At 35.8% G+C, this 2,548-nt stretch carries 4 protein-coding genes; 2 read left to right on the forward strand and 2 right to left on the reverse strand.

Going from position 1 to position 2,548, the window contains the following annotated elements:
* Positions 1-83: 83 nt before the first annotated feature.
* Both AACU98_RS05375 and AACU98_RS05380 read left to right on the forward strand, forming a co-directional pair.
* Positions 84-467 (forward strand): antiterminator Q family protein, encoded by a 384-nt coding sequence (locus AACU98_RS05375; protein ID WP_004242548.1) that lies wholly within the window; start codon positions 84-86, stop codon positions 465-467.
* Positions 468-609: 142 nt separating this feature from the next.
* Complete coding sequence (locus tag AACU98_RS05380) at positions 610-1,473, forward strand: esterase/lipase family protein (RefSeq protein WP_004242549.1); 864 nt, start codon at positions 610-612, stop codon at positions 1,471-1,473.
* Between the two features lie 125 nt (positions 1,474-1,598).
* Here AACU98_RS05380 and AACU98_RS05385 read toward each other — a convergent pair whose 3' ends face one another.
* Both AACU98_RS05385 and tnpA read right to left on the reverse strand, forming a co-directional pair.
* On the reverse strand, positions 1,599-2,030 hold the full coding sequence (locus AACU98_RS05385; RefSeq protein WP_004247923.1) for a hypothetical protein: 432 nt from the start codon (positions 2,028-2,030) through the stop codon (positions 1,599-1,601).
* Between the two features lie 118 nt (positions 2,031-2,148).
* A complete protein-coding gene (gene tnpA / locus AACU98_RS05390; protein WP_161680041.1) occupies positions 2,149-2,547 on the reverse strand; it encodes an IS200/IS605 family transposase in 399 nt (132 codons plus the stop codon).
* Position 2,548 lies beyond the last annotated feature (1 nt).

Here is a 2,548-nt window from a genome sequence, read left to right on the forward strand (position 1 = left end):
ACTATATTTATATACTACAAGGACTGTATAAAAAAACAATGTGATCATATAGTGTATTTTAGAAAGATAAACAGGATGTTTATATGCAAAAAATATCAAAACTGATGGAAGCCTGGGGCTCATGGGTTGTAAATAATAATTTATATATCAATACATTAACAATAAATAAACGTGAAAATGTGCCAATACGTGTTAAATTAAGAAAAGCCTGTACTGATCGCCAAGGCATCATAGTCTCGGTATGTATGAGTAAACTACTAAAAAATCATAAAAAAGATTATGAATTACTAGTCGATTACTATGTATTTGGACAAACATTTATTCAATTAGCACAAGCGCATCGATGCTCTGATACTTATATCGGAAAAAAACTCAAAAAAGCAGAAGGCATTGTGGAAGGGATGTTAATTATGGCCGAATTAATATTTATTATTGAGAAAAATGAAAATAGTACTTTACGATCGTAATTTAAGGCTTATTCTAAACAAACTGATAGCAAATAAAGAATTGCAATAATATTGTTTATTGCAATTTATCTAATGAGTTCAACATTTGCTAATAGGATGTTAGCAATTTAATTAAGTGTTTTTAACCCCAAGGAGTGGATGTATGTCAACGAAATATCCTATCGTTTTAGTTCATGGTTTAGCTGGTTTTAATGAAATTGTTGGTTTTCCCTACTTTTATGGTATTGCAGATGCCTTAAGGCAAGATGGGCATCAAGTTTTTACCGCTTCTCTTTCTGCCTTTAATTCAAATGAAGTGCGTGGCAAGCAGTTGTGGCAATTTGTCCAGACTCTCTTACAAGAGACACAAGCGAAAAAAGTGAATTTTATAGGTCATAGCCAAGGGCCATTAGCTTGTCGTTACGTTGCGGCTAATTATCCTGATAGTGTTGCTTCGGTAACTTCAATTAATGGTGTAAATCATGGTTCAGAAATAGCCGACTTATATCGACGCATTATGCGTAAAGACAGTATCCCAGAATATATTGTCGAAAAAGTATTAAATGCATTTGGTACTATTATCTCAACATTTTCTGGTCATAGAGGCGATCCTCAAGATGCTATTGCCGCATTAGAGTCTTTAACAACAGAGCAAGTCACAGAATTTAATAACAAATACCCACAGGCATTACCTAAAATCCCTGGTGGTGAAGGTGATGAAATCGTCAATGGGGTTCATTACTACTGTTTTGGTAGCTATATTCAGGGATTAATTGCTGGGGAAAAGGGGAATCTACTGGATCCTACTCATGCGGCAATGCGTGTGTTAAATACATTCTTTACTGAAAAACAAAATGACGGCTTAGTTGGTCGCTCGAGTATGCGATTAGGCAAATTGATAAAAGATGATTATGCGCAAGATCATATTGATATGGTTAACCAAGTTGCAGGGTTAGTGGGTTATAATGAAGATATCGTTGCTATTTATACTCAGCACGCTAAATACTTAGCGAGTAAGCAACTTTAATCATGATAAGTAGTCATACTTTGTATACTATTTTGTATACTCTATAGTTATATGATAGATAGTTATATGATAGTAAGGTGGCGTAAATTATTATGGCCACCTTTTTATTAGATGAAAATATCGAACTAGCGCTGTTTATGCACAGATATAGCAATGTGATAACCCAATAGGTAAAGCGCTTGCTCTAGGCTATCGATTTTTGAAGTTTGATTGATATCGAGTAAACGCTCAATTTGGGCGCTATTTAGATTCATTTTTCTTGCCAGATCTGCCTTTTTAGTTTTTGTTGTTAACATGGCATTATGTAATGCGATTTTTAAGCAACTAATAGGGGGAAGATAAACAATAAAATCCCCTGATTGAGGCTCAGAAGGCATAGGGATCGGCATTTTACTCGAAATAAACTCTTCAAGTCCTACATGTAAAATATCTGAGGCTTCTAGTTCAATATCATCTTCTGTATATGCCACTGCATGTATATTGTCAAAATCACGATAAGTAATCTCGTAAGTTTCACTTTCTTCGTCAAAATGGGATGTTGCTGGATAATTGAACATAAATTGCCTAATTAATTTTAAAATTTATGCTCATGATTAAAGCATATTTAGCAGTTTTTATCCAAAGCACCGTAAAATCCCGTCCTTCAGGTCGGGGATATAAGGCGCGGTTTTTTAACTAACTAGGTGTTTCCTGTTGCTCAATGTACTGGCGGATAATGGATATTGGTGCGCCACCACAACTCCCCGCGAAATAACTCGGCGACCAAAGAACCCCCTTGTAGTAATAATGTTGGGCAATATCAGGACGATCACGTCGAAGTAATCGACTCGATACCCCTTTAAGGCTGTTAACCAGATTAGATATCGCCAGTTTTGGCGGGTAATTAATCAGTAAATGAACGTGATCCCGTTCCCCATCCATTTCAACCAGTTCAACATCAAAATCAGCACAAACACTGGCAAAGTAGCCTCGCAATTTTTCAATTGCATCCTGATCAAATATTTTTCGCCGATATTTTGTGACAAAGACCAAATGGACGTGCATCAGGAATACACAATGTCTGCCACGGCGAATA

The organism is Proteus sp. G4380 (assembly GCF_963885725.1).
GTDB classification, from domain to species: Bacteria; Pseudomonadota; Gammaproteobacteria; order Enterobacterales; family Enterobacteriaceae; genus Proteus; species Proteus mirabilis.